Consider the following 25644-nt stretch of genomic DNA (forward strand, 5'->3'; position numbering starts at 1 on the left):
TGTAGGCGTCCGTCACCAGGAGACCGTTCATGACGGCAACATCCCATGCCCTGTGGTTTACCCAGATGATCGAATTTGAAGTGCCTGGCAAGTTCCAGCAGGCGTTGGCCCAGGCGCTGGTGGCGCGCAGCGAAGAGCTGGCCGCGCGTTGCGAGGGGCTGCAGGGCGTCAGTATTCAGGCCAGCGAAGATGGCAGCCGGGTGCTGCAGTACCTGCAATGGCAGTCCCGCCAGGCGTGGGCAGCTGCGGCCGTATATTTCGTCGGGGAACCTTTCCTCGACCTGCTTGGCCAGTACCAGGCGCGTGGCGTCAACTTTGCTGCCTACCAGACCCTGCGTAGCCTGGTGCGCGGCGCCGATGGCGGCCTGCATTGCCAGGTGGGCGAGCCTCAGGCATACCAGGGCGCGTAGTGCGGGTAGCGGTCCAGGCGGGCGCCAACGACCATTTCGCTGACCCATGCCGCCAGGATCGAACTGTAGGCTTTCTGGCTCTCTTCGCTGGACAACGCGTGGTCGGCACCGTCGACGATGCGGTGGGTGAGCGAATGGGCGCTGACGAATGCCGAGCGGTAGCTCATCAAGGTGCTGTGCGGCACATAGTCGTCCTGCTCGGACTCCACCAGCAGTACATCGCCACCGAACTCGGCACAGGCTGCCAGTGCGCGGTTGTCCGCCGGGCCGAGCGGGCGCTGGCGGTAGGCGTTCAACCGTTGCCGGTCGAGGGTTTGCTTGGGGAGGTTCCATTCGTCGTCCCAGTACATCGCGGGTACCCGCAGGGCCAGCCATTTGACCGGCCGCTCGCGGGTCAGCAGGGTGGCCAGGTAGCCGCCATAGCTGCTGCCGATGATGGCGATGGCACTGGTGTCGACGGCCGGGTGGCTTACCAACCGGTCGTAGGCCACCAGCAGGTCGGTCAGGTTCTGTTCGCGGGTTACCGTCAGCCGTTGGCTTTCGGTTTTTTCGTGGCCGCGCAGGTCGAAGGTCATGCATACGCAGCCCAGCCCGGTGATATGCCGGGCGCGGGCCAGGTCGCGTTGCTGGCTGCCACCCCAGCCGTGGACGAAGAGAATGCCCGGCATCTTGCTGCCGGGGCTGACCAAGGTGCCGACGATGCTGTCATCCTCGACCTGGAGTTCAACGGTTTCACTTTGAATGGTCATGTTCGCGAATCCGCGCAAATTTGCTGAGTTGTCCGAGTTCACTGTCGTTTCCTTGGTAAAAGAGGGTGGCGTCAGTGGGAAGTTCGGGGGTGCCGAACACTTCATGGGTGGAGGCACGCACCCGTTGCAATGCCGGGTCGTCGGCGAACGCCTGCAAGGCCAGCAGTTCGGCACTGCTGGCACCGCCCAGGCGCCAGGATTGCTCGAGTACGCCGCTGCGCAGGTGGCCCTGTGGGTTCACGCCGCGGGCAATGTCGTAGTTGCGCCGCGAGGCGATGAAGCCGGGGAAGTGCTGCTCGGCGGCCTGTTCGTAGGCCATCGCCTGATTGATGGCCAGGCGCAGCGCCTCATCCAGCGGCAGTTGCAGCAGTGCCTGGTAGTCACCGCGTACCACTACCAGGTCGGAGCCGCCATACACTTCCGTGCCCTGATGGTCGCGGGTAAGTTGCTGGGTGCCGTGATAGCTGCAGGTCAGGCCGGCGACACGTACCTGGCCAACGCTGAATGTTTGCACTTCGCTCAGGTCTTCCTCGAGCACCAACCCCCATAGCGCAAGGTCCTGGTCATCCATGCCGGCCAGCAGCGGTTCCAGCTCATCCGCCGTGGTTATGACCTGTTGCCCACGGCCTGCGCAGGCCAGTACCGGCTTGATTCGCAACGGGCCGTCCGTCAGTAACAGCTGTGCGGCGGTCCGTGCATCGGCCTTGCTGAATACGGTGTAGCCGCGCAGCAGGGCATCGCAGGCTTGCCGTGCGAAGGCATCGGTCCAGCCCGGCGGGAAACTGGCCCCGGCCGGCAGCGGGTGGGAAATCGCCTTGGTCGCCATGTAGGGGTGTGCGACCAGGCCACCGAAAAGGTCCTGTTCGCTGCAGATGCCGAGGGCGGCATGGCGTTCGGGTTCGACCAGGGTTTCGGTGGGCAGGTAGTAGTAGCCGTCGGTGGCGCTTGGTGGCTGGCTGGGTTGCACGTGCGGGCAACCCAGAAGGCGGGCCAGGCCATCGGCAAGCTTCAGGTGCACGGCATGCTCGTGGTCGGGGGTGTGCGCGCGGGTGTCGAGCAGCACCACGCCGCTTTTAGGGGCGCAGGCGTTGGGCATGGTCATTTGCCTGTGTGCAATGAATGTACTGAGTGTGAAGCCGGTGCTTTGTGGAAGTTCAGCGGAACTTGATCGGTGGTTCTGGCCCGTCTGTAGGAAATGTCCGGTATGCGCAGGGCGTCACGGGCAATGCATGCCGTGTGTCGGTCGCCAAGATTGCAGGGCTTCGGCGGCTGTTCCATTATCGGCACACTGGATAAACCGTGATGTAGCCGCAGGAGAGCGCATGAACGTTCAGATCACCCTTGGGCAAAGCGTGCCGCAGCGTTTGGCGCTGGTTCGCCAAGCCATGGCCGCAGAGGGCATCGATGCCTTGCTGGTACCTTCGGCCGACCCCCATCTTTCCGAATATCTGCCTGGTTACTGGCAAGGGCGCCAGTGGCTTTCGGGTTTCCATGGCTCGGTCGGCACGCTGGTCGTCACAGCTGGCTTTGCCGGGTTGTGGGTCGATAGCCGCTACTGGGAACAGGCGGAACACGAGCTGGCGGGCAGTGGCATCGAGCTGATGAAGCTGCTGCCGGGCAAGCCTGGTGCGCTGGAATGGCTGGGCGATCACATCGAGCCCAACGGCAGCGTGGCGGTAGATGGTGCGGTCATGGCGCTGGCTTCGGCGCGCCAACTGAGCGATCGGCTGAAGGCGCGCGGGGCGCGATTGGTGACTGACAAGGACCTGCTGGGCCAGGTCTGGGAAGGGCGCCCGGCGCTGCCAGGCAACCCGGTCTACCAGCATTTGCCGCCGCACGCCACGGTGAACCGTGCGGAAAAACTGGCGCAGTTGCGCCAGAGCGTGCAGGCCAAGGGGGCCGATTGGCATTTCATCGCCACCCTGGATGACATCGCCTGGCTGTTCAATCTGCGCGGTAGCGATGTTTCCTACAATCCGGTGTTCGTGGCCTTTGCCCTGATCAGCCAGCAGCAGGCCATCCTGTTCGTCGGCCAGGACAAGCTCGACGAACATCTACGCAAGGTGCTTGCGGCCGACGGTATCGAAGTGCGTGGCTACGCCGAAGCAGGCAAGGCCCTTGCCGCCATGCCGGCCGGCAGCCGATTGCTGGTCGACCCGGCCCGGGTGACCTGCGGCCTGCTGGATAACCTGCCGGCCGAGGTGGAGCTGGTCGAGGGCCTCAACCCCAGCACCTTGAGCAAGTCGTGCAAGGGTGATGAGGAACTGGTGCACATCCGGCAGGTGATGGAGCAGGATGGCGCGGCCCTGTGCGAATTCTTCGCCTGGCTCGAGGCCAACCTTGGTCGTGAGCTGGTTACCGAGCTGACGATCGACGAGCAGTTGAGTGCCGCCCGTGCCCGCCGCCCAGGCTTCGTGTCGTTGAGCTTCTCGACCATTGCCGCCTTCAACGGCAATGGCGCGATGCCGCATTACCGCGCCACGGAACAGTCGCACGCGGTCATCGAGGGCGATGGTCTGCTGCTGATCGATTCGGGCGGGCAGTACCTGGGGGGCACCACCGACATCACGCGCATGGTGCCGGTGGGCAACCCGAGCCTTGCACAGAAGCAGGATTGCACACGCGTGCTCAAAGGCATGATCGCCCTGTCGCGTGCCACCTTCCCGCGGGGCGTGCTATCGCCGTTGCTCGACGCCATTGCCCGGGCACCGATCTGGGCTGACCAAGTGGATTACGGCCACGGCACCGGGCATGGTGTGGGCTACTTCATGAACGTGCACGAGGGGCCGCAGGTAATTGCCTACCAGGCGGCACCCACGCCGCAGACCGCGATGCAAGTGGGCATGATCAGCTCGATCGAGCCGGGTACGTACCGCCCAGGGCAGTGGGGAGTGCGCATCGAGAACCTGGTGGTCAATCGCGAGGTCGGCAAGAGCGCCTTCGGCGACTTCCTGAACTTCGAGACCCTGACGCTATGCCCGATCGATACCCGCTGCCTGGTGCCCGAGTTGTTGTTCAGGGAAGAACTGGACTGGTTGAATGGCTATCACGCCAGAGTACGCGAGCGTCTGGCGCCGTTGCTCAAGGATGACGCGCTGGCCTGGCTGGAGGCGCGCACCGCGCCCTTGTAAGGTGGCAAATGAAAAGGGCAGCTTGCGAGCTGCCCTTTTTTCTACTTGCAGATGACGATCATGCTGCGGCTGGTGTAACCCGCCGGGTTGATGCCGAACAAGTAGTCACCGGGTTCTTCATCGCTATCGCCCGAGCGTGCAATGACCCGGTATCCGCGCGTGCTGCAGGAGCTTGCGGCCTTGCTGTAGCAGTTGTCCCACGAGGAAGACAGGCCGGAGCAATTGATATGCAGGCCTTTCTTGCCCTTTTTGACCTCGGTCTTGGCTGTGGCGGCACATCCAGCAATAGCCAAGATGGCCAGGATGAGCAAAATACGTTTCATTCCTGTCCTTAAATGCAGGGCGGATCAGCTGCCTGGCCCTGTCGTTATCGCTTTGGTTCTTCCTGAAATTTCCCCAGCGTCCGTGTTCGGTCCAGTAGATAGCGTAAAGATGATGATTCTGTGACAGCTTAATCAGCGAGACGGGTCGCTACAATCACTAATCCTGTCTCAAATGAAAATATTTCTCATATCAGTCAGTGGCAACGACCGGGCTGGGTTCCTTGCGCATGGACAGGGTGGTGCCGACAGACGCGGTGATGATCGCCAGAATAGCCAGCCACTGGGTAATCGTCAGTACCTCGCCCAGGAACAGCAGGCCGGACAATGCGCCGAATGCTGGCTCGATACTCATGAGGGTGCCGAAGGTGCGTGCCGGGATACGCGTGAGGGCAACCATTTCCAGGCTGTAGGGCAGGGCGGTGGACAACACCGCGACGCCTAGCGCCATGGGGATCAGGGCGGGTGTGAGCAATGCGCTGCCGGCGTGGGCGATACCGATGGGGGCAACGAACAGCGCGGCCACCACTACGCCCAGTGCGGCACTCTGGATACCATGCTCGGCCCCGGCACGTTGCCCGAACAGGATGTACAGCGCCCAGCATACGCCAGCGCCCAGGGCATAGGCAGCGCCGACCGGGTCGAGGGCCTGCCCGCCATGGCCGGCCGGCAGCAACAGCAGCAGGCCGACGATGGCCAGGGCAATCCACAGGAAGTCGATCGGCCGGCGCGAGGAGAAGATTGCCACGGCCAGCGGGCCGGTGAATTCCAGTGCCACGGCAATGCCGATCGGTACCGTTTGCAGGGCCATATAGAAGAGGAAGTTCATGCCGCCCAGCGCCATGCCGTAGATGATGACGTTGCGCAGGGTATTGCGGGTCATGCGCACACGCCAAGGGCGCAGGATAAGCAGCATGATGATGCTGGCGAAGATCAGGCGCAGGGTGGTGGTGCCTTGCGCGCCGATGATGGGGAACATGCTTTTGGCCAGGGAGGCGCCGGACTGTATCGATGCCATGGCGATGAGCAGCAGGCCGATCGGGAAGAGGGTAGCGGCCAGGCTGCGGGGCTGGGTGTTCATTTCTGCGCGACGATCCTTGAGCGGGATTGGGGTGAGCAATATAGTGCGCAAATACGGTGGGTGGGGGCAAGGTGCCCGGCGTTGTTATTTCGGTGCCTGTGAGATCGAGCGCCGCCCGCGCGGCGCTTCGCGGGACAAGCCCGCTCCCACATTTGTTGCAACGTGCCGAACCTGTAAGGTCATGTTTGCCAGCCATGGCGGGGCAGCTGGATTTCTGGATTGGCATTGCTGCCGTCCACCTGCTCAAGTCCTGCGCCAGGGCTGACAACGCCTTTCTCATAGGCATGGCCACGTTGCAACAAATGTGGGAGCGGGCTTGTCCCGCGAAGCGCCGCGCGGGCGGCGCTCGATCTCACAGGCGCTGCTGGGCTCGCGGCGAGCACCATGCGGCCCTGATGCAGTCTTTTTCAAAAAGATTCTAAATTATTGAAATTAAAGGTTGACCTCCTGAAACATCGCCCTATAATGCGCACCACTCCAACGCGGTAGCGAAGCAAAGCCAGCCACCATGTTGAGTCAAGTGTTTGAAGCTAAACGAGTTTCTCGCAAAAAACTTCAAAATAAACGCTTGACAGCAAATGAGGGAAGCGTAGAATGCGCGCCTCGGTTGAGACGAAAAGCTCTTAACCAAACGCTCTTTAACAAATCGAATCAAGCAATTCGTGTGGGTGCTTGTGAGTACGGACTGATAGTCACAAAGATTATCAGCATCACAAGTGGCCATGCGAGAAATCACATAGTCATTTGAGATTGCTGAGCCAAGTTTAGGGTTTCTTAAAAACCCAAGCAGTATTGAACTGAAGAGTTTGATCATGGCTCAGATTGAACGCTGGCGGCAGGCCTAACACATGCAAGTCGAGCGGATGACGGGAGCTTGCTCCTTGATTCAGCGGCGGACGGGTGAGTAATGCCTAGGAATCTGCCTGGTAGTGGGGGACAACGTTTCGAAAGGAACGCTAATACCGCATACGTCCTACGGGAGAAAGCAGGGGACCTTCGGGCCTTGCGCTATCAGATGAGCCTAGGTCGGATTAGCTAGTTGGTGAGGTAATGGCTCACCAAGGCGACGATCCGTAACTGGTCTGAGAGGATGATCAGTCACACTGGAACTGAGACACGGTCCAGACTCCTACGGGAGGCAGCAGTGGGGAATATTGGACAATGGGCGAAAGCCTGATCCAGCCATGCCGCGTGTGTGAAGAAGGTCTTCGGATTGTAAAGCACTTTAAGTTGGGAGGAAGGGCAGTAAGTTAATACCTTGCTGTTTTGACGTTACCGACAGAATAAGCACCGGCTAACTCTGTGCCAGCAGCCGCGGTAATACAGAGGGTGCAAGCGTTAATCGGAATTACTGGGCGTAAAGCGCGCGTAGGTGGTTCGTTAAGTTGGATGTGAAAGCCCCGGGCTCAACCTGGGAACTGCATCCAAAACTGGCGAGCTAGAGTACGGTAGAGGGTGGTGGAATTTCCTGTGTAGCGGTGAAATGCGTAGATATAGGAAGGAACACCAGTGGCGAAGGCGACCACCTGGACTGATACTGACACTGAGGTGCGAAAGCGTGGGGAGCAAACAGGATTAGATACCCTGGTAGTCCACGCCGTAAACGATGTCAACTAGCCGTTGGAATCCTTGAGATTTTAGTGGCGCAGCTAACGCATTAAGTTGACCGCCTGGGGAGTACGGCCGCAAGGTTAAAACTCAAATGAATTGACGGGGGCCCGCACAAGCGGTGGAGCATGTGGTTTAATTCGAAGCAACGCGAAGAACCTTACCAGGCCTTGACATGCAGAGAACTTTCCAGAGATGGATTGGTGCCTTCGGGAGCTCTGACACAGGTGCTGCATGGCTGTCGTCAGCTCGTGTCGTGAGATGTTGGGTTAAGTCCCGTAACGAGCGCAACCCTTGTCCTTAGTTACCAGCACGTTATGGTGGGAACTCTAAGGAGACTGCCGGTGACAAACCGGAGGAAGGTGGGGATGACGTCAAGTCATCATGGCCCTTACGGCCTGGGCTACACACGTGCTACAATGGTCGGTACAGAGGGTTGCCAAGCCGCGAGGTGGAGCTAATCTCACAAAACCGATCGTAGTCCGGATCGCAGTCTGCAACTCGACTGCGTGAAGTCGGAATCGCTAGTAATCGCGAATCAGAATGTCGCGGTGAATACGTTCCCGGGCCTTGTACACACCGCCCGTCACACCATGGGAGTGGGTTGCACCAGAAGTAGCTAGTCTAACCTTCGGGAGGACGGTTACCACGGTGTGATTCATGACTGGGGTGAAGTCGTAACAAGGTAGCCGTAGGGGAACCTGCGGCTGGATCACCTCCTTAATCGACGACATCAGCCTGCTGATGAGCTCCCACACGAATTGCTTGATTCATTGTAAAAGACGATGCTGTAACGCGACCCTGTTATAGGTCTGTAGCTCAGTTGGTTAGAGCGCACCCCTGATAAGGGTGAGGTCGGCAGTTCAAATCTGCCCAGACCTACCATTACATGGTTCAGCCGTAGAATACGGGGCCATAGCTCAGCTGGGAGAGCGCCTGCCTTGCACGCAGGAGGTCAGCGGTTCGATCCCGCTTGGCTCCACCACTTTCGCCGTAGGCAGTAGCTTGTCAGAACTTAGAAATGAACATTCAGTTCGAATGTTGATTTCTGACTTTTGTCAGATCGTTCTTTAAAAATTCAGATATGTGATAGATATAGACTGATGACCAGTTTCACTGCTGGTTAATCAGGCTAAGGTAAAATTTGTGAGTTCTGCTCGAAAGAGCAACATGCGAATTTTCGGCGAATGTCGTCTTCACAGTATAACCAGATTGCTTGGGGTTATATGGTCAAGTGAAGAAGCGCATACGGTGGATGCCTTGGCAGTCAGAGGCGATGAAAGACGTGGTAGCCTGCGATAAGCTTTGGGGAGTCGGCAAACAGACTGTGATCCAGAGATCTCTGAATGGGGGAACCCACTCAGCACAAGCTGAGTATCTTGTACTGAATACATAGGTGCAAGAGGCGAACCAGGGGAACTGAAACATCTAAGTACCCTGAGGAAAAGAAATCAACCGAGATTCCCTTAGTAGTGGCGAGCGAACGGGGACCAGCCCTTAAGTTGATTTGAGATTAGTGGAACGCTCTGGAAAGTGCGGCCATAGTGGGTGATAGCCCCGTACACGAAAATCTCTTGTCAATGAAATCGAGTAGGACGGAGCACGAGAAACTTTGTCTGAATATGGGGGGACCATCCTCCAAGGCTAAATACTACTGACTGACCGATAGTGAACCAGTACCGTGAGGGAAAGGCGAAAAGAACCCCGGAGAGGGGAGTGAAATAGAACCTGAAACCGTATGCGTACAAGCAGTGGGAGCCTACTTTGTTAGGTGACTGCGTACCTTTTGTATAATGGGTCAGCGACTTATATTCAGTGGCGAGCTTAACCGAATAGGGGAGGCGTAGCGAAAGCGAGTCTTAATAGGGCGTTTAGTCGCTGGGTATAGACCCGAAACCGGGCGATCTATCCATGGGCAGGTTGAAGGTTAGGTAACACTGACTGGAGGACCGAACCGACTACCGTTGAAAAGTTAGCGGATGACCTGTGGATCGGAGTGAAAGGCTAATCAAGCTCGGAGATAGCTGGTTCTCCTCGAAAGCTATTTAGGTAGCGCCTCATGTATCACTCCAGGGGGTAGAGCACTGTTTCGGCTAGGGGGTCATCCCGACTTACCAAACCGATGCAAACTCCGAATACCTGGAAGTGCCGAGCATGGGAGACACACGGCGGGTGCTAACGTCCGTCGTGAAAAGGGAAACAACCCAGACCGTCAGCTAAGGTCCCAAAGTCATGGTTAAGTGGGAAACGATGTGGGAAGGCTTAGACAGCTAGGAGGTTGGCTTAGAAGCAGCCACCCTTTAAAGAAAGCGTAATAGCTCACTAGTCGAGTCGGCCTGCGCGGAAGATGTAACGGGGCTCAAACCATGCACCGAAGCTACGGGTGTCATCTTTGATGACGCGGTAGAGGAGCGTTCTGTAAGCCTGTGAAGGTGAGTTGAGAAGCTTGCTGGAGGTATCAGAAGTGCGAATGCTGACATGAGTAACGACAATGCGAGTGAAAAACTCGCACGCCGAAAGACCAAGGTTTCCTGCGCAACGTTAATCGACGCAGGGTTAGTCGGTCCCTAAGGCGAGGCTGAAAAGCGTAGTCGATGGAAAACAGGTTAATATTCCTGTACTTCCAGTTATTGCGATGGAGGGACGGAGAAGGTTAGGCCAGCCTGGCGTTGGTTGTCCAGGTTTAAGGTGGTAGGCTGAAATCTTAGGCAAATCCGGGATTTCAAGGCCGAGAGCTGATGACGAGTTGCCTCTAGGCGACGAAGTGGTTGATACCATGCTTCCAAGAAAAGCTCCTAAGCTTCAGATAACTGGGAACCGTACCCCAAACCGACACAGGTGGTTAGGTAGAGAATACCAAGGCGCTTGAGAGAACTCGGGTGAAGGAACTAGGCAAAATGGCACCGTAACTTCGGGAGAAGGTGCGCCGGCGAGGGTGAAGGACTTGCTCCGTAAGCCCATGCCGGTCGAAGATACCAGGCCGCTGCGACTGTTTATTAAAAACACAGCACTCTGCAAACACGAAAGTGGACGTATAGGGTGTGACGCCTGCCCGGTGCCGGAAGGTTAATTGATGGGGTTAGCGCAAGCGAAGCTCTTGATCGAAGCCCCGGTAAACGGCGGCCGTAACTATAACGGTCCTAAGGTAGCGAAATTCCTTGTCGGGTAAGTTCCGACCTGCACGAATGGCGTAACGATGGCGGCGCTGTCTCCACCCGAGACTCAGTGAAATTGAAATCGCTGTGAAGATGCAGTGTATCCGCGGCTAGACGGAAAGACCCCGTGAACCTTTACTATAGCTTTGCACTGGACTTTGAATTTGCTTGTGTAGGATAGGTGGGAGGCTTTGAAGTGGGGACGCCAGTTCTCATGGAGCCATCCTTGAAATACCACCCTGGCAACTTTGAGGTTCTAACTCAGGTCCGTTATCCGGATCGAGGACAGTGTATGGTGGGTAGTTTGACTGGGGCGGTCTCCTCCCAAAGAGTAACGGAGGAGTACGAAGGTGCGCTCAGACCGGTCGGAAATCGGTCGTAGAGTATAAAGGCAAAAGCGCGCTTGACTGCGAGACAAACACGTCGAGCAGGTACGAAAGTAGGTCTTAGTGATCCGGTGGTTCTGTATGGAAGGGCCATCGCTCAACGGATAAAAGGTACTCCGGGGATAACAGGCTGATACCGCCCAAGAGTTCATATCGACGGCGGTGTTTGGCACCTCGATGTCGGCTCATCACATCCTGGGGCTGAAGCCGGTCCCAAGGGTATGGCTGTTCGCCATTTAAAGTGGTACGCGAGCTGGGTTTAGAACGTCGTGAGACAGTTCGGTCCCTATCTGCCGTGGACGTTTGAGATTTGAGAGGGGCTGCTCCTAGTACGAGAGGACCGGAGTGGACGAACCTCTGGTGTTCCGGTTGTCACGCCAGTGGCATTGCCGGGTAGCTATGTTCGGAAGAGATAACCGCTGAAAGCATCTAAGCGGGAAACTTGCCTCAAGATGAGATCTCACTGGGATCTTGAATCCCCTGAAGGGCCGTCGAAGACTACGACGTTGATAGGTTGGGTGTGTAAGCGCTGTGAGGCGTTGAGCTAACCAATACTAATTGCCCGTGAGGCTTGACCATATAACACCCAAGCAATTTGCTAGCGCAGATTGCGGTGGTGAAGACGAAACAACCGAAAGTTCGCAACATCACAAATATCGCATATCCGAATTCGCTGGGCTGTCCATCTGGACATTCTGGCAACAGAATTTCTTGACGACCATAGAGCATTGGAACCACCTGATCCCATCCCGAACTCAGTAGTGAAACGATGCATCGCCGATGGTAGTGTGGGGTTTCCCCATGTGAGAGTAGGTCATCGTCAAGATTCATTTCGCAAAACCCCTATCTGCACATGCAGGTAGGGGTTTTGTCTTTCTGGCCAATAAGCCCCAGACCTGTACAACGCTCCCACAGGGGCCCGCGTAGCTCCGAAAGCAATCATGAAATGTGCGTCATTTATGCCTGACGAATCACAGGTCAATGCTACGCTCGCGGAAATACTCAGCACGGATACCCATCATGGAAATGAACTGGCACCAGGCCTTGCAAGAGAGCCTGAGCTGGCTGGCAATCGCCTCGTTCATCACCCTTGTCTGCTTCATAGCAGCCGCCACACTGGCCGTACGTTGTACGCGCTGGGGCAGCCAGTTCTGGCAGCTTGCCGGGCCCTATTTCAGTTTCAGACGCAGTTGGCGACCGTTACTGGTGTTCGCCCTGCTGCTGGTTCTGACGCTATTCTCGGTGCGTCTGAACGTGCTGTTCTCATTCTGGTACAACGGCTTCTACAGCGCCTTGCAGGGCCTTGACCAAGCCGCTTTCTGGTACCTGCTCGGTGTCTTTGCAGTATTGGCCACCATCCATGTGCTGCGTTCGCTGTTCACCTTCTATGTAAGCCAGGCGTTCAGCATCCAATGGCGAGTCTGGCTGACCGAGCGCCTGACCCACGACTGGATGCACGGCGATGCCTACTACCGTGGCCAGTTCCTCGCCGAACCCGTGGACAACCCTGACCAACGTATCGAACTGGACGTCAACGCCTTTGTCAGCAACTCGGTGACCCTCGCCCTGGGCGCAGTCAGTGCGCTGGTTTCGCTGGTGGCGTTCACCGGCATCCTCTGGGGGCTGTCGGCGCCGCTGGCCGTTGCCGGTGTGGAGATTCCCCGGGCTATGGTGTTTGCGGTGTACCTTTACGTCATCGTCGCCACCTGGATCGCCTTCCGTCTCGGGCGGCCGCTGATCCGCCTGAACTTCCTCAACGAAAAGCTCACCGCCAACTTCCGTTACGCGCTGATGCGTCTGCGCGAAAATGCCGAGAACATCGCTTTCTACCAGGGCGCGCAGGTCGAGCGGGGCACGTTGCTGGGTCGCTTTGGTGCCTTGATCGTGAATGCCTGGGCGCTGGTGTTCCGGAACCTGAAATTCAGCGGTTTCAACCTGGGCGTGAGCCAGGTCGCAGTGGTGTTCCCCTTCATTCTGCAGGCACCGCGCTTCTTCAGCGGGGCGATCAAGCTGGGCGACGTCATGCAGACCTCCCAGGCTTTTGGCCAGGTGCAGGATTCGTTGTCGTTCTTCCGCGAGTCGTATGATGCGTTTGCCCAGTACCGGGCCACCCTCGATCGTCTGACCGGCTTCCTCGATGCCAATGAGCAGGCGAGCGCTTTGCCGCGCGTCATCACCGAGGACCAGGAGCATGCCTTGGCGATCAGCCGCCTGCAGGTGCTACGCCCGGACGGGCATGCCCTTATCACCGACCTGGACCTTGATCTGCATGCCGGCCAGGCGCTGTTGATCAAGGGGCCGTCGGGCAGCGGTAAAACCACGCTGCTGCGTGCGCTGGCGGGACTCTGGCCGTACGCCGAGGGTGAGGTCAGGCGCCCGCTGGGCCACCAGGCGCTGTTCTTGTCGCAGCGGCCGTACCTGCCGCTGGGCGATCTGCGCACGGTCATCGCCTACCCGGTGGCCAGCAGACCTGAGGATGAAACGCGGATGCAGCAGGCCTTGCGCCAGGTCAACCTGGCCCACTTGGCCGAGCGACTGGAAGTCCGCTGTGACTGGTCACACATTCTCTCGGTTGGTGAGCAGCAGCGCCTCGCATTTGCCCGGGTGCTATTCAACCGGCCGCAAGTGGTGTTCCTTGACGAGTCCACTTCGGCCATGGACGAAGGGCTCGAGCATGCCCTGTATTCTCTGCTGCGTACGGAAATGCCGGGGGCATTGCTGGTCAGTGTCGGGCACCGCAGTACACTGGCAGGTTTCCATACCCACCGGCTGGAGGTGGATGGACATGGCGGCTGGTCGCTACTGGAGCAGCAGCCAGCGCTGGCCTAGTTTGGATTGCCGGTGATCGGGGCCGGCCTGAGCAATACGACCCCGATCAGGGTGCCGCCGGCACACGCTGCGCCAAGCAGGAATGTCGCCTTGAAGCCGACTCCGTCCCACAACAGCCCGGCCACCACGCTCGCCACGAGCAGCGCCACGCCGGTCAGCAGGTTGAACAGGCCGAAGGCTGTACCGCGCAACTCCGCGGGGGCGCTGTCGGCGATCATGGCGGCAAAGATGCCTTGGCTGAACCCCAGGTGCAGGCCCCAGGCAGCCACCCCCATGGCCAGCCCGGTCCAGCCCGGCAGCAGGGCCAGCAGCAGGTCTGCGGCGACCAGCAGCCCCAGCCCGATCATCAGCACGCCGCGGCGGCCTACGCGGTCCGACAGCATTCCCGCTGGGTAGGCCGACAGCGAGTACACCATGGCCATGAGCACCAGCACTGCCGGCGCCCACAGCGGCGCCAGGCCCATGTCCTGCGCGCGCAGCAGTAGAAACGCCTCGCTGAAGCGGGCGAGGGTGAACAGTGTGGCCAGGCCGATCAGCCGCCAGTAGGCCGGGCCCAGGCGTGCCAATTCGAGCAGGGCCAGCGGTGAGCGCACTGGCCGGGTGGTGGCCGGCGTTTCAGGTTCGCGCACGAAGGCGATGAGGATGTACACCGCCACGAACGCCGGAAGCACCGCCACCCAGAACACCGTCTGGAAATGGCTCGCGGTCAGCCACATCAGCACGATCGCCAGCAACGGCCCAAGGAAGGCGCCCACGGTATCCAGCGCCTGGCGCAGGCCGAAGGCTGCACCACGAAGTTCTGCGGGCGTGACGTCGGCCACCAGTGCATCGCGCGGCGCCCCACGAATGCCTTTGCCGACCCGGTCGACGAAGCGTGCTGCGGTTAACCACCCCAGCCCGGAGGCCATGGGGAACACCGGCTTGGTCAACGCACCCAGGCCATAGCCCAGCACCGTAAGCAGCTTGCGCTTGCCCAGCCGGTCGCTGAGGGCGCCGGAAAACACCTTGGTGATCGAAGCGGTCGCTTCGGCAACACCTTCGATAAAGCCCACCGCCACTACCGAGGTGCCAAGCACGGTGACCATGTACAGCGGCAGCAGGGCGTGAATCATTTCCGAGGAAATGTCCATGAACATCGATACGAAGCCCAACGCCCAGACGCTGCGAGGGATCTTCGACAGGGACCTGGTGGCGTTCATGGCGTGGCTTTCTTCGTGGCTGCGCATCAGGAGGCTCGGCAGAGGGCTACGTTCGAAACTGTAGGAGCCGTCACGCAGGATGCAAATCGGACAGGTGTATGCAAGCATCAGCGCGAATAGCCGGGCTGCGCCGGCAACGCTGTCGTGTCAGCAAAGTTCCGTTACAAACATGTAAACTTCGTAAATAAGATTTAAACTCAGTTGCGAATCTCTATATTTACCATCCCTGTTGGCCACCAAACTGTGTTTGCGAGGCCGGTGGGCGAGGGCTCCCGGTTTCCGACAGGGATGTGCCGTTTCGCTCATGAATCGCAGGAGATGTACCCATGCAGTGCAAGACTTCACCCAAAAGCCTGGCCCTGGCGTTTGTCGCGCTGGCGTCATCGGCCATGGTGGTCACCGCGGCCCAGGCCGAAGAACAGCGTACGGGTGAGGTGCTGGAGATGCCGGTCGCCGACAACGCGCTGGTGATCCAGGACACCCTGGTCACCGCCGAGCGCGAGGCACGCCAGGCCTTGGGTACGTCGATCATCACCGCCGAAGACATCAAGCGCCACCCGCCGGCCAATGACCTGTCCGACATCATCCGCCGCGAGCCCGGGGTCAACCTGACCGGCAACAGCGCCAGCGGCGCGCGTGGCAACAACCGGCAGATCGACCTGCGCGGCATGGGCCCGGAAAACACCCTGATCCTCATCGACGGCAAGCCATCCAGCGCACGCAATGCCGTGCGCTATGGCTGGAACGGCGACCGCGATACCCGCGGTGAAACCAACTGGGTACCGGCAGAAGCGGTCGAGCGCATCGAGATCCTGCGTGGCCCGGCGGCCGCACGTTACGGCTCCGGCGCAATGGGCGGGGTGGTCAATATCATCACCAAACGGCCCACCGATGAACTCAAGGGCAGCGTCAGCCTGTACACCCAGCTGCCGGAAGACAGCGCCGAGGGCGCCAGCCGCCGGGCCAACTTCAACCTGGGCGGCGGCCTGACCGACAACCTCGGCTTCCGCCTGTACGGCGGTCTGGCCAAGACCGATGCCGACGACCTGGACATCAACGCCGGGCATGCAACCAGTGCGCTGGTGGCGGGCCGCGAAGGCGTGCGCAACAAGGACATCAATGGCCTGCTGAGCTGGAAGCTGAACGACGAGCACCGCCTCGAGGCCAGTGCCGGCTATAGCCGCCAGGGCAATATCTTTGCCGGCGACACCATGAACAGCAACGGCGGTGGTGACGTCGAGTTCGTGTCCAGCTTGTACGGCCACGAAACCAATGTGATGCAGCGCAGTACCTACGACCTGACCCACCTGGGCGATTTCACCTGGGGTACAAGCAAGACCGTGCTGGCCTACGAGTACGTGCGCAACTGGCGTCTAAACGAGGGCCTGGCAGGCCGTACCGAAGGTGCTCCCAATGCTGAAGGCGCCGCCATGTCGCGCCTGCGCAACACGCGCCTGAGCAGCGAAGTGAACCTGCCATTCGCCATGGGCAGCGCCGAGCATGTGCTGACCCTGGGCGGCGAGTACCTGTACGAAACGCTCAATGATCAGGGCTCGCTGCGCCCACAAAGCTCGGACCCCACGGGTAATGACGGGCTCGTCGGTTTCGACCGCAGCAGCTCGAAGACGACCGCCCGCAGCTATGCGCTGTTCGTCGAGGACAACATCATTGTCGGCGACACCACCATTACCCCGGGCCTGCGTTTCGACCACCACGAAACGTTTGGCGACAACTTCAGCCCCAGCCTGAACCTGTCGCACAAGCTGACCGAAGCACTGTCGGTCAAAGGCGGTATCGCGCGCGCCTACAAGACCCCGAACCTGTACCAGTCCAACCCCAACTATTTGCTGTACAGCCGCGGCAATGGTTGCAGCGTGCAGCAGACCAACAACGGTGGCTGCTACCTGCAGGGCAACGCCGACCTCAAGCCCGAGATCAGCGTCAACAAGGAAATCGGCCTGATGTACGACCGGGGTACCTGGCGCACCAGTGCCACCTACTTTCGCAACGACTACAAGAACAAGATCGTCGGTGATACCGATGTGTTGTACACCATCGGCACCGGCAGCCGCGTGACCCAATGGGACAACGCCGGCAAGGCGCGGGTGGAGGGTATCGAAGGCAACCTGTTCATCGAGCTGACCCCGGCCCTGGACTGGAACACCAACCTGACCTGGATGCTCGACAACGACAACCGCGAGACCGGCGAGCCGCTGTCGGTGATCCCGGAATACACCGTCAACACCACCCTCGACTGGCGCGCCACCGAGAAGCTGTCGTTCCAGGTGGCGGGTACCTATTTCGGCAAGCAGAAGTCGCCGACCTTCAACGACCGCACCCAGCAAAGCTACGACAAGGCCGCGCAACAGGATGTGGAAGCCTACGGCCTGGTGGACGTGAGCGCCGGGTACAAGTTCAACGCCAACTACGACGTGCGGGTGGGGGTGAACAACGTGTTCGACAAGCAGATCCTGCGTGGTGGCAACGCCAGTACTTCGGGCGCCAATACCTATAACCAGCCAGGCAGGGCGGTGTTCGCTGCGCTGAATATCACCTTCTGACATCGGGGTGCTGTACGGCCCATTCACCGGCAAACCGGGAAACACTGGCGCAGGCGGTGCCATATTTGTTGCGGCAAAAAGTGCCGCAGCATGCTAAACCTTGCGCCTCAACCCGCCATGAGAAAATCCGGTGAAAGCCGTCCGCCTGACGCTGATCTGCCATGCCCTGACCCAAGCCCAGAAGTCCGGGCGACTGCACCATGCCGAAGACGGCATTCTTCCACTGGGCCAACAGCCTTTCGCCGACCTTGCCGGTGTGCCGGTGCTGACTGCACCAGAGCGGCGAGCCTGCGAGACAGCGGCGTGGTTTTCTGGGCCGGTGCAGGTCGAGCCGGCATTGGCCGATTGCGACCTGGGGCGTTGGCAAGGGCTGACACTGAAGCAACTGCAGGCCGAGCAATCGCAGGCGTTGACCGAATGGCTTCAGAACCCGGCCAGTGATGTTCACGGCGGCGAGTCGTTCGCCGTGCTTTGCCAGCGTATCGCCGCCTGGCTGGCGGCCTTCGACAGGCCTGGTGAATGGCTGGCAGTTACCCACCCGATGGTGATGCGCGCCGTGCTTGTACAAGTACTTGGCTGCCCGATGAGCGCCAGCCAGCGGGTCGACGTGTTGCCCCTGTCGCGTCTGGAGCTGAGCTTTACCGGGCAGTGGCGCCTGCGCCTGGGCTGAAGGTCAGAACGCCAGCTTGTAGCCAATCAGCAACAGCATCGCCGCCAGGCACGGGCGCAGCACGCGGTCGGAAATCCGCCCGGTGAGGTGGCTGCCCAGGTAGATGCCTGGCAGCGAGCCCAGCAGCAGGTAACCCAGCAGCGACCAGTCCATGTTGCCCATCCCCGCATGGCCCAGCCCTGCCACCAGGGTCAGCGGCACCGCGTGGGCGATTTCGGTACCGACCAGGCGGCGGGTGACCAGGAACGGGTACAGCAGGAACAGCGCCACGGTACCCAGTGCGCCAGCGCCGATGGAAGTAAGGGTGACCATCACCCCCAGCACCACGCCGGTAAGCACGGTAAGGGTATTCAGGCTGCGGTCGCTGAGGTGATAGTGGTCACCGGCATGGCGACTGGCGAAGGCCTGCAGACGCGATTTGAACAGGATGGCCAGCGCGGTCAGGATCAGGACCACCGCCAGGCCTTGCTTGATGACGGCGTTGAGCGCCGATGTGTCGGTGTGCAGGGTGCTGAGGAACCACAGGGTCAGCGCCGCGGCGGGCACGCTACCCAGGCTGAGCAGGCCGGTGATCTTCCAGTCGACGTTCTTGTTGCGCGCATGCACCCAGACGCCACTGGCCTTGGTGATGGCGGCATAGAGCAGGTCGGTACCGACGGCCGTTGCCGGGCTGATGCCGAACCACAACAGGATCGGGGTCATCAGCGAGCCGCCACCGACGCCGGTCATGCCGACGATGAAACCCACGACCAGGCCTGCAATGGTGAAACCGAAAGAACCTACATCCATACGCTACTCGACCGCCCAACTTTGCCCGTTATCGGATGCAGCCAGCATATAGATTTTTTTATAGCCAAATAGACTTGTTCGTTATTAGGTTATAACCAGGTGCTGCCTGCCAGGGCTCTATCAAGCCGGCTCCCACACCCACCGCATCAACCTCAAGACCTGTGCCTACCTGTGGGAGCTGGCTTGCCGGCGATAGGCCCTGGCAGGCAGCACCGGGTCAGCGATCAGTCATCACCACCATCACATGCGCATCTGCGCCATCCTCACTTTCCGACAGGTAGATATGTCCCACCTGGCTGTCGAAATACGCCGTCTCCTGCGGCCCGATGCTCACCGCTTCCCCGGTTTCGAACTCGATACGAACGCGCCCGCTCAGTACCAGCGCGAACTCTTGGCCCGGGTGGCGGATAAAATCGTCGAACTCGCCACGTTCACGGGCAATGATGCGGGCATAGGCGGGTGTCATGCGCCGTTCAGGGAAGTCGCCGGCAATCGGGTGATAGTCATAGGTGCCGGTCGAGTAGCCAGCCGCCGCTGGCAGTGAATCGACCACCACCGTCACCGGCACTGGTGCGGTTACCGTGCCGCTGGCGCGCAACAGCTGGGCAATGTCGACGTTCAGCGCCCGGGCGGCGGCGGCGAGTTTTTCGTAGCTGACCGAGACCTGCGCCAGCTCCATCTTTGACAAGGTGGACAGCGGGACGCCACTGGCTTCGGACAATTGCTTGAGTGTCATCTGGCGCGCCTTGCGCACCTGGCGCAGGCGCTGGCCGACTACGGCACGGTCCAGCAAGGGTAGGGCAGCGGGCATTCGGGGGTCTCGGCATGCGGCGTTGGTCGGGCATCTTACCTTGGACCCTTGCGTATTCGTAAATTCTCATATATGAAAATTACCTAGCAGGAGCGTGCATGATCCCGACCTACGACACCCTCATCATCGGCGCGGGCATCGCTGGTGCATCCCTCGGTTATCGCCTGGCCGGCCGACAGAAGGTGCTGCTGCTCGAGCGCGAGGCGCAGCCTGGCTACCATTCCACCGGGCGTTCGGCAGCCATGTTCATGGAGGCCTACGGCACTCCGCAGATACAGGCGCTGACCCGTGCCAGCCGGGCCTTCTACGAAGCACCACCGCAAGGGTTCTGCCAGCACCCGCTGCTGGAACCGCGCGGCTGCCTGTACGTCGCCAGCCTGGAACAGCGCACGCTGCTCGAGCAGACCCACGCACAGAACCTGGCCAACGGCACCGAAGTCAGCCTGCTCGACCGCGACGCAGCCCTGGCCCTGGTACCGAGCCTGCGTGCCGAGAGCCTGGCCGGCGCGGTGCTTGAAGCGGGCGCAATGGACCTGGACGTACATGCCCTGCACCAGGGCTTCTTGCGCGGCTATCGCGCCGCTGGCGGTGAATTGCGCTGTAACGCCGAGCTGATCCAGGCCTGGTACCTGGATGACCTGTGGCAGGTGCAGTTGGGCGATGGCAGCCGGGTACAGACGCGCCAGCTGGTAAATGCCGCTGGCGCTTGGGCCGACCGAGTGGCCGAGCAGTGCGGGGTGGCGCGCATCGGCCTGCAACCCTGCCGGCGCAGTGCCTTCACTTTCCCCGGCCCGGCAGACCAGGATTTCGCCCGCTGGCCGGCGGTGATCGGCGTAGACGAAAGCTTCTACTTCAAGCCCGACGCCGGCCAGCTGTTGGGGTCGCCGGCCAATGCCGACCCGGTCGAACCCCAGGACGCCGCGCCCGAGGAGCTCGACGTGGCTTTGGGCATCTACAACATCGAAGCCATGACCACCCTGTCGATCCGCCGGCCGAGCCACACCTGGGCCGGGCTGCGTTCGTTCGTCGCCGACGGCGACCTGGTGATCGGTTTCGATGTGCACGCGCCAGCGTTCTTCTGGCTGGCGGCACAAGGTGGCTATGGCATCCAGTCGGCTGCGGGCGCCTCGCGCCTGGCTGCCGACCTGCTGCTGGGCCTGCCCCTGTGTCCCGGCCTTGTCAGCCAAGGGGTGGTGCCCGAGCGCCTGTCCCCGGCCCGTTTCCAGCAACCCTGAAAGGAGCATCCCATGAGCAATGATATCCAGCGTTTCCCCAGCAGCCTGCCGTTCCCGTTCTCCCGAGCGGTGAAAGCCGGCGGCTTCCTGTTCCTCTCCGGCCAGGTGCCGATGAGTGCTGGCGGTGAAGTGGTGCGCGGCGACATCCAGACCCAGACCCGCGCCGCCTGCGAGCGTATCGCCGAAAGCCTGGCGGCCTGCGGCGCGCGTTTCGACCAGGTAGTCAAGGCCACGGTGTGGCTCTCGGACATGAGCCACTTCGGCGGCTTCAACGAGGTGTACAAGGAATTCTTCGGCGCAGCGCTACCGGTGCGTTCGACCGTGGCCTCGGCATTGGCGCTGGGGGTGGATGTGGAGATCGAAGTGCAGGCGTTCGTCGGCGACGCCTGAGCGCTTCTGTAGGAGCAGCCTTGCGCTGCGAAGAGGCCAGTAAAACCCATGCATTTGCAACAGTCATACCGGCCTCTTCGCAGCGCAAGGCTGCTCCTACAAAAAGTATGCGGTGGCAGTGAGACAACAACAATAAATCCAGAGGTTCACATGCAAGAGCAGCTGAAGATTGCCGGCGCGTTTGTCGGCGTGATCGTGGGGGCGGGGTTCGCTTCGGGGCGGGAACTGTTGTTGTTCTTTGTCGATTTCGGTGTGTGGGGGCTGGTCGGTGCGCTGGTCAGCGCAGCCTTGTTCACCTTCCTCGGCATGGCCCTGGCGGGGCTGGGCAATCGCCAGCAGGCCACTTCGCACAAGGATGTGATCCAGGCCATCTGCGGCCGTCACCTGGGCCTGTTCGTCGACTGGCTGATCACCTTTTTCATGTTTGCCGTCACCGTGGTCATGCTGGCCGGTGGTGGTGCCTTGCTGGAGCAGCAGTTCGGTATCCCGGCGCTGGCCGGCAGCGTGCTGGTGACGCTGGTTGTGGTGGGCATCGTGTGCCTGGATGTGCGCAGGGTGATCCTCGCCATTGGTGCCATCACGCCGTTGCTGATCCTGGTGGCCTCGGCGATTGCGTTGTACGCCGTGTTCAGCCGGGGACAGAGCTTCGCCCAGCTCGACCAGCTGGCCAGCCAGCAACAGGCGGGCGCCCGTCACTGGCTGCTGGGGGCGTTCCTGTACGTGTCATACAACATCGTTGCCGGCGCGCCGATCCTGGCCATCCTGGGTGGGTCGGCCAAGGGCGAGCGAACCGCGGTATGGGGTGGGCTGCTTGGTGGCGCCGCACTGGGTGGGCTGATGCTGGTGATGAGTGCCGGGCTGTTGTCGCGCCTGGACAGCGTGGCTGAACTGCCGATGCCGATGCTGTCGATCGCCAACGAAGTATCGCCACTGCTGGGGCTGGTGATGTGCCTGATTATCTTCGGCATGATCGTCAACACTGCGGTGGGTACGTTGTTCTCGTTTCTCTCGCGGCTGATGCCGGCGGGTACGGTGAGGTTTCGCTGGGGCTCGGTGGTGACCGGCGTGGCGGCGTTCGGATGCAGCCTGGTGGGGTTCATCAGCCTGGTGGGTGAGGTGTACCCACTGTTCGGCTACCTGGGTTTCGTGCTGATGGCGGCGGTGCTGCTGGCCTGGGTCCGGCGGAGCAAAGTGGTTAAAGCGGCGGTGGCGTAGGGGGCTGCTGCGCAGCCCGATCGCGGCACAAGGCCGCTCCCACAAGGATCGCATGGCACCTGTGGGAGCGGCCTTGCGTCGCGATTGGGGCGCAGAGCGCCCCCCCTGGGCCATCAGATCCTGAAGCTGCCTACCAGCTGCTTCAGGCGCCCGGCCTGCTGGGCCAGTTGGTCACAATGGCGCAGGGTCTCGTTGAGGTTCTCCACCCCTTGCTGGTTCAGGGCGTTGATCTGGGTGATGTCCAGGTTGAGGCTCTCGACCACGGCGGTCTGTTCTTCGGTAGCAGTAGCCACCGACTGGTTCATGCCATCGATCTCGCCAATACGCTGGGTCACGCTGGCCAGGCGCTCGCCGGCCTGGTTGGCCACCTGCACGGTCTGCTCGCTGGAAACCTGGCTGGTGTTCATGGTGTGCACCGCTTCGCGCGAGCCTACCTGCAGGCTGGTGATCATGCGGTGGATTTCTTCCGCCGATTCCTGGGTGCGGTGCGCCAGGTTGCGTACCTCGTCGGCAACCACGGCAAAGCCACGGCCGGCCTCACCGGCACGGGCCGCTTCGATGGCGGCGTTCAGCGCCAGCAGGTTGGTCTGCTGCGAGATGCCCTTGATCACGTCGAGGATCTTGCCGATTTCGTCAGTGCTGGCGTTGAGCGTTTCGATTTGCGCGCAGGACTCGCTGATGCGCTGCGACAGGGCGGTCATGGCGCTGATCGCTTCTTCGACCACTTCACGGCCACCGTGGGCCTGCTCGCTGGCACCGCTGGCATGCTGCGAGGCATCGGCGGCGTTGCGGGCGATCTCCTGGGTGGCAGCACCCAGCTCGTTGATCGCTGCGGCCACGCTGTTGGTGCGCATGCTTTGCTCTTCGGAACCGATGATCGACGCATTGGAGGCATTGACCACCTTCTCCGACAGGTCGTGCACCAGGCGGGTTGCCGAGGACACTTCGCTGATCGAGGCATGAATGCGCTCGACGAAGCGGTTGAACGAAGTGGCCAGTTCGCCGAACTCGTCCTTGTTCTGCACGGTCAGGCGGCGGGTAAGGTCACCTTCGCCCTCGGCGATGTCGCGCATGGCGCGGCCCATGGTGGTCAGCGGGCTCATCAGTATCGGGATCAGCAGGCCGAGCAGGCCGGCGATGGCAGCCACCGCAATCAGCATCGCGATGATCGCCGAGGTGCGGAACTGGCTGAGCGCAGCGTAGGCCTTGTCCTTGTCGATCGACAGGCCGATGTACCACTGTGCCGAAGGCAGGCCGGCCACCGGGGCGAAGGAAATGATGCGGTCCTGGCCATTGAGGGTGACATCCTGCATGCCGGCGGCGACTCGCAGGTTGCTGCCGGGGTAGATGTCCTTGAGGTTCTTCATCACCTGGTCTTTGTCGGGGCTGACGATCACCTGGCCATTGCTGTCGGCCAGGAAGGCGTGGCCGATGCCGCCGAAATCGACTGAGTTGATGATCTCGACCAGGGTGTCGAGGGTGACGTCACCGCCGACCACGCCGATCAGCTCGCCATTGTTCTTGCTTTTCACTGGCGTGGCGATGGTTACCATCAGGCCGCCGACAGCCCCCTGGTACGGGGCAGTCAGCACGGTCTGCCCGGCGCTGGCCGCGGCGCCGTACCACGGGCGCTGACGTGGGTCGTAACCGGCGGGCATCTGCGCATTGGGGCGTTGGGTGAACGCACCGGTGGCCTGGCCCAGGTAAGTGAACAGGAAATTACGCGTATAGGATGGCTGCTCGATCAGTCCTTCCAGGGTATCGCCAGCGCCTTGCTGGGCGATGTCCTGGGCCAGGTTTTCCAGCACCAGGATGCGCCCGCTCATCCAGTTCTGCACACTACTGGCGGTCAGTGCGCCCGACTGCTGCACCGAAGCTTCGATGTTCTGGCGGATGGTATTGCGTTGCAGGTAGTCGTTGTAGAGCGTGAACAGGGCAAATGCCAGGACCACGACACCGCAGGCGCTGAGCAGGATCTTGTGGCGAAATTTCAGGTTCATGTTTCGAGACCTTGGGCCAATGAGGGGAGGGCGCAGCGCGCTCATGACGCATTGCGGAACCTATCGTTCGGGATATCGGCTCAAGGGGTAAAAGATTGAAGTGCTTACAGAAATTTCTTACGGTCATTTCGACGGACGGTATTCACTGGCTACACAACTGCTCGATCAACAGGCGTGCAGCCTGCTGCAACGGTTGTTGCTTGCGCCAGAAGATGTGTACCGGCAACTGCAGCTCGTTGCGGGTGTTGCGAAAATCCAGGCGCACCAGGCGCCCGCTGGCCAGGAGTGGCGCGACCCTCGACAGCGGCAAGTCGCCCCAGCCCAGGCCGGCCTCGACCATCTGCAGGGCGAGGTCGAAGCTGTCGGTTGACCAGTGCGTGGCGCCTATCAACGGGCGTGGGTCTGTCAGCGGAAGATCATGGCTACGCACCAGGATCTGGCGCACTCGGGTCAGGTCTTCGAGGTAGTGGATACGCCCCTCGCGCAAGGCCGGGTGAGCGGGGGACAGTGTGGCCACCAGCGATTCCATGCCGATGTGCTGGAAGCCGCGACGGGCATCGACCTGCAACCCGGCAAAAGCCACGCAGAGGTCGGCGCGGCCACTGTCCAGCAGGTGTACGGCCTCTTCCTGTGGGGCGCTGAGCAGGGCGATGTCCAGCAGCGGGTGCCGCTCACCCAGGTGAGCGATGGCCGCCAGCAGCGGGCGGTGGTCGATGTCCGGCACCACGGCCAGGGTCAGGCTGCTCTCCAGCCCCTGGGAAAGTTCCAGGGCATGCACCTGCAGCAGCCCCAGTTGTTCGGCGATCAACCGGGCATGAGGTTCCAGCGCCTTGGCCTCGGCGGAGGGGCGGACTTCCCGTGGGCCGCGCTCGAACAGGGTGTAGCCCAGTTCTGCCTCGAGGTTGCCGATGGCCATGCTCACGGCCGAAGGCACCCGCTGCAGGGCCCGCGCAGCGGCGGAAAACGAACCGCGGTCGAGCACGGCGAGAAACAGCTGGATATTGTCGCTGGAAAAGTTCATGGCAGCCTCCTGTCAGAAGATCTGACAGCTGCTGACTTTTGCTGTCAAGCACGACGAAGCATGATCGCGCCCCATCGCTTTGTC

Annotated in this window: 17 protein-coding genes, 2 tRNA genes and 3 rRNA genes; 13 read left to right on the forward strand and 9 right to left on the reverse strand. The window is 60.9% G+C overall.

Translation table 11 applies throughout. The features are described from left to right. Positions 1-29: 29 nt before the first annotated feature. The gene (locus E5221_RS10355; RefSeq protein WP_039615301.1) at positions 30-410 is read left to right on the forward strand and encodes an antibiotic biosynthesis monooxygenase; all 381 of its coding nucleotides are present in this window, start codon (positions 30-32) and stop codon (positions 408-410) included. On the opposite strand, the gene E5221_RS10360 is transcribed toward E5221_RS10355, so the two are convergent. After that, positions 389-1159, reverse strand: a complete 771-nt coding sequence (locus E5221_RS10360) for an alpha/beta fold hydrolase (protein ID WP_075044261.1) — start codon at positions 1157-1159, stop codon at positions 389-391. The two genes, E5221_RS10355 and E5221_RS10360, sit on opposite strands and share 22 nt — an antisense overlap. After that, positions 1143-2261, reverse strand: a complete 1119-nt coding sequence (locus tag E5221_RS10365; protein WP_247847319.1) for a DUF3182 family protein — start codon at positions 2259-2261, stop codon at positions 1143-1145. The genes E5221_RS10360 and E5221_RS10365 overlap by 17 nt, the downstream gene beginning before the upstream one ends. A 220-nt stretch (positions 2262-2481) precedes the next feature. Between E5221_RS10365 and E5221_RS10370 the strand changes: the two genes are divergently transcribed. Beyond that, positions 2482-4290, forward strand: a complete 1809-nt coding sequence (locus E5221_RS10370) for an aminopeptidase P family protein (protein WP_247847321.1) — start codon at positions 2482-2484, stop codon at positions 4288-4290. Positions 4291-4331: 41 nt separating this feature from the next. Here the strand turns inward: E5221_RS10370 and E5221_RS10375 are convergent, their stop codons facing one another. After that, complete coding sequence (locus E5221_RS10375; protein WP_003259745.1) at positions 4332-4613, reverse strand: hypothetical protein; 282 nt, start codon at positions 4611-4613, stop codon at positions 4332-4334. 190 nt (positions 4614-4803) lie between these two features. After that, a complete protein-coding gene (rhtA, locus tag E5221_RS10380; RefSeq protein WP_015269668.1) occupies positions 4804-5691 on the reverse strand; it encodes a threonine/homoserine exporter RhtA in 888 nt (295 codons plus the stop codon). A 794-nt stretch (positions 5692-6485) separates the two neighbouring features. On the opposite strand from rhtA, the gene E5221_RS10385 reads away from it, so the two are divergent. The 6 genes from E5221_RS10385 to E5221_RS10410 all read left to right on the forward strand — a co-directional run bounded on the left by E5221_RS10385 (position 6486) and on the right by E5221_RS10410 (position 13669). Then, positions 6486-8022 (forward strand): 16S ribosomal RNA (locus tag E5221_RS10385). A gap of 85 nt (positions 8023-8107) precedes the next feature. Beyond that, a tRNA-Ile gene (locus E5221_RS10390) sits at positions 8108-8184 on the forward strand. 24 nt (positions 8185-8208) lie between these two features. Beyond that, positions 8209-8284 (forward strand) — tRNA-Ala (locus E5221_RS10395). 243 nt (positions 8285-8527) lie between these two features. Further along, a 23S ribosomal RNA gene (locus E5221_RS10400) occupies positions 8528-11419 on the forward strand. A 131-nt stretch (positions 11420-11550) separates the two neighbouring features. Beyond that, a 5S ribosomal RNA gene (rrf, locus tag E5221_RS10405) occupies positions 11551-11666 on the forward strand. The 16S, 23S and 5S rRNA genes sit together here with 2 tRNA genes alongside, the layout of an rRNA operon. A 194-nt stretch (positions 11667-11860) precedes the next feature. Then, a complete protein-coding gene (locus E5221_RS10410; RefSeq protein WP_247847324.1) occupies positions 11861-13669 on the forward strand; it encodes an ABC transporter ATP-binding protein/permease in 1809 nt (602 codons plus the stop codon). On the opposite strand, the gene E5221_RS10415 is transcribed toward E5221_RS10410, so the two are convergent. Continuing rightward, positions 13666-14895 (reverse strand): MFS transporter, encoded by a 1230-nt coding sequence (locus E5221_RS10415; RefSeq protein ID WP_247847327.1) that lies wholly within the window; start codon positions 14893-14895, stop codon positions 13666-13668. The genes E5221_RS10410 and E5221_RS10415 overlap by 4 nt on opposite strands. A gap of 299 nt (positions 14896-15194) precedes the next feature. Between E5221_RS10415 and E5221_RS10420 the strand changes: the two genes are divergently transcribed. After that, a complete protein-coding gene (locus tag E5221_RS10420; protein ID WP_061551438.1) occupies positions 15195-17429 on the forward strand; it encodes a TonB-dependent siderophore receptor in 2235 nt (744 codons plus the stop codon). Positions 17430-17559: 130 nt separating this feature from the next. After that, positions 17560-18099, forward strand: coding sequence for a histidine phosphatase family protein (locus E5221_RS10425; RefSeq protein WP_182330188.1), 540 nt, complete (start codon positions 17560-17562; stop codon positions 18097-18099). A 3-nt stretch (positions 18100-18102) separates the two neighbouring features. Here the strand turns inward: E5221_RS10425 and E5221_RS10430 are convergent, their stop codons facing one another. Together E5221_RS10430 and E5221_RS10435 are read right to left on the reverse strand one after the other, a co-directional pair. Next, the gene (locus E5221_RS10430; RefSeq protein ID WP_013971855.1) at positions 18103-18888 is read right to left on the reverse strand and encodes a sulfite exporter TauE/SafE family protein; all 786 of its coding nucleotides are present in this window, start codon (positions 18886-18888) and stop codon (positions 18103-18105) included. Positions 18889-19105: 217 nt separating this feature from the next. Then, entirely contained in the window at positions 19106-19699 is a 594-nt protein-coding gene (locus E5221_RS10435; RefSeq protein WP_182330186.1) for an XRE family transcriptional regulator, read from the reverse strand. A gap of 98 nt (positions 19700-19797) precedes the next feature. Here E5221_RS10435 and E5221_RS10440 point away from each other — a divergent pair, with 98 nt between their 5' ends. The 3 genes from E5221_RS10440 to E5221_RS10450 all read left to right on the forward strand — a co-directional run bounded on the left by E5221_RS10440 (position 19798) and on the right by E5221_RS10450 (position 22539). Further along, positions 19798-20934: an FAD-dependent oxidoreductase gene (locus E5221_RS10440; protein WP_247847329.1), complete on the forward strand. Its 1137-nt coding sequence runs from the start codon at positions 19798-19800 to the stop codon at positions 20932-20934. Between the two features lie 12 nt (positions 20935-20946). Further along, the gene (locus tag E5221_RS10445) at positions 20947-21324 is read left to right on the forward strand and encodes a RidA family protein (RefSeq protein WP_061551434.1); all 378 of its coding nucleotides are present in this window, start codon (positions 20947-20949) and stop codon (positions 21322-21324) included. 150 nt (positions 21325-21474) lie between these two features. Continuing rightward, complete coding sequence (locus E5221_RS10450) at positions 21475-22539, forward strand: hypothetical protein (RefSeq protein WP_247847331.1); 1065 nt, start codon at positions 21475-21477, stop codon at positions 22537-22539. A 113-nt stretch (positions 22540-22652) separates the two neighbouring features. On the opposite strand, the gene mcpA is transcribed toward E5221_RS10450, so the two are convergent. Together mcpA and E5221_RS10460 are read right to left on the reverse strand one after the other, a co-directional pair. After that, entirely contained in the window at positions 22653-24539 is a 1887-nt protein-coding gene (gene mcpA / locus E5221_RS10455; protein ID WP_013971860.1) for a methyl-accepting chemotaxis protein McpA, read from the reverse strand. Between the two features lie 142 nt (positions 24540-24681). Then, entirely contained in the window at positions 24682-25560 is an 879-nt protein-coding gene (locus E5221_RS10460) for a LysR family transcriptional regulator (protein WP_061551432.1), read from the reverse strand. Between the last annotated feature and the right edge of the window lie 84 nt (positions 25561-25644).

Origin of the sequence: Pseudomonas sp. A2, assembly GCF_023100865.1 — a bacterium.
Classification (GTDB): domain Bacteria; phylum Pseudomonadota; class Gammaproteobacteria; order Pseudomonadales; family Pseudomonadaceae; genus Aquipseudomonas; species Aquipseudomonas asiatica.

Excerpts from the sequence above, each read along its gene's own strand:
- E5221_RS10360 (WP_075044261.1), bottom strand. The coding sequence starts at position 1,159 with ATGACCATTCAAAGTGAAACCGTTGAACTCCAGGTCGAGGATGACAGC.
- E5221_RS10460 (WP_061551432.1), bottom strand. The coding sequence starts at position 25,560 with ATGAACTTTTCCAGCGACAATATCCAGCTGTTTCTCGCCGTGCTCGAC.
- E5221_RS10450 (WP_247847331.1), top strand. The coding sequence starts at position 21,475 with ATGCAAGAGCAGCTGAAGATTGCCGGCGCGTTTGTCGGCGTGATCGTG.
- E5221_RS10435 (WP_182330186.1), bottom strand. The coding sequence starts at position 19,699 with ATGCCCGCTGCCCTACCCTTGCTGGACCGTGCCGTAGTCGGCCAGCGC.
- E5221_RS10420 (WP_061551438.1), top strand. The coding sequence starts at position 15,195 with ATGCAGTGCAAGACTTCACCCAAAAGCCTGGCCCTGGCGTTTGTCGCG.
- E5221_RS10365 (WP_247847319.1), bottom strand. The coding sequence starts at position 2,261 with ATGACCATGCCCAACGCCTGCGCCCCTAAAAGCGGCGTGGTGCTGCTC.
- E5221_RS10415 (WP_247847327.1), bottom strand. The coding sequence starts at position 14,895 with ATGCGCAGCCACGAAGAAAGCCACGCCATGAACGCCACCAGGTCCCTG.
- E5221_RS10410 (WP_247847324.1), top strand. The coding sequence starts at position 11,861 with ATGGAAATGAACTGGCACCAGGCCTTGCAAGAGAGCCTGAGCTGGCTG.
- E5221_RS10430 (WP_013971855.1), bottom strand. The coding sequence starts at position 18,888 with ATGGATGTAGGTTCTTTCGGTTTCACCATTGCAGGCCTGGTCGTGGGT.
- rhtA (WP_015269668.1), bottom strand. The coding sequence starts at position 5,691 with ATGAACACCCAGCCCCGCAGCCTGGCCGCTACCCTCTTCCCGATCGGC.
- E5221_RS10440 (WP_247847329.1), top strand. The coding sequence starts at position 19,798 with ATGATCCCGACCTACGACACCCTCATCATCGGCGCGGGCATCGCTGGT.
- E5221_RS10370 (WP_247847321.1), top strand. The coding sequence starts at position 2,482 with ATGAACGTTCAGATCACCCTTGGGCAAAGCGTGCCGCAGCGTTTGGCG.
- E5221_RS10375 (WP_003259745.1), bottom strand. The coding sequence starts at position 4,613 with ATGAAACGTATTTTGCTCATCCTGGCCATCTTGGCTATTGCTGGATGT.
- E5221_RS10355 (WP_039615301.1), top strand. The coding sequence starts at position 30 with ATGACGGCAACATCCCATGCCCTGTGGTTTACCCAGATGATCGAATTT.
- E5221_RS10445 (WP_061551434.1), top strand. The coding sequence starts at position 20,947 with ATGAGCAATGATATCCAGCGTTTCCCCAGCAGCCTGCCGTTCCCGTTC.
- mcpA (WP_013971860.1), bottom strand. The coding sequence starts at position 24,539 with ATGAACCTGAAATTTCGCCACAAGATCCTGCTCAGCGCCTGCGGTGTC.